Source organism: Acinetobacter lactucae (assembly GCF_013344765.1).
GTDB lineage: Bacteria > Pseudomonadota > Gammaproteobacteria > Pseudomonadales > Moraxellaceae > Acinetobacter > Acinetobacter lactucae_A.
The window spans coordinates 1-906 of record NZ_JABVBF010000361.1 but is presented as its reverse complement, the minus strand read 5'-3'; the positions used below and the strand labels follow the sequence as shown (position 1 = coordinate 906).

Annotated in this window: 2 protein-coding genes; both read right to left on the bottom strand. The window is 34.8% G+C overall.

Annotated elements, in window-relative coordinates; genetic code table 11:
* Positions 1–503: YecA family protein (locus HUN22_RS17330; RefSeq protein WP_174731979.1), on the bottom strand; the 503-nt coding region annotated here is incomplete at its 3' end.
* Between the two features lie 74 nt (positions 504–577).
* Positions 578–784, bottom strand: a complete 207-nt coding sequence (locus tag HUN22_RS17325; RefSeq protein ID WP_002116495.1) for a PA3496 family putative envelope integrity protein — start codon at positions 782–784, stop codon at positions 578–580.
* Between the last annotated feature and the right edge of the window lie 122 nt (positions 785–906).

Here is a 906-nt window from a genome sequence, read left to right as displayed (position 1 = left end):
AAATATAATTCATTCAAATTATCTGGAATTTCTTCTGCCAGTTCATCCATTAACTGTCCATTACGACGGAAAGATTCCATCTGTGGATCTTCTTCATCAATTCCACTAAATACCATCATTGGTAAAGTTAAATCAATTAATTGTTCTTCATATTCAGGTGCAAACCATGCATCTTCATTTAAGAACATTGCATCAACAAATCCTACACTCCAGTCGCCTAAGCTAGACTCAACATCGGCTTCTTCAATTTCAAACGGAAACTCAATTCCATTTTCATTTGCTAAGTCTTGTCGAATTGATTCTAACCACGCTTTGATCTGCTGAATAATTTCGGCAGGAACTTTTTTATGGTTATTATCAAATAATTCATCTAACCAACGATCAAACTGAGGGCCTACTGCAATTGCACACAGAAAACCATGAGTTGCAGCGAAATCTAGACCATACTCATTGTGGTCTCCATCTAGATATTCACTTAATTGGTCTAAATCTAACGCACTCATTGTGTTACCTGACTATAAAAAAGAAATCTACGATAGCATAGCATCTAAGCTGACGATGCCCTATTCAGATTTGATTAGTCTTCATCATCAAGATCATCATCGTCTAAATCATAATCAAAATCTTTCAACTCACGCTCTAAACGGCGTTGAGCCAATAGATCATCAATTAATCTACGTTTTTCTAATGATTCTTTCGCAGTGATTTTGCCTGATGACTCATCAAAACCGACATCATCATCATCACCGTAGTTATCATCTAATTCAAAATCTGTAGAAGACACTAAAACTACCTCTAATGAAAAAATGTGAATGGGTCTAGCCGCTATTTATCTTGGTTATTTAAACGTGTCAAGTTTTATTTATATTTTTTTCATTAAACTGCATATTTGTACTTTTTTTCGCC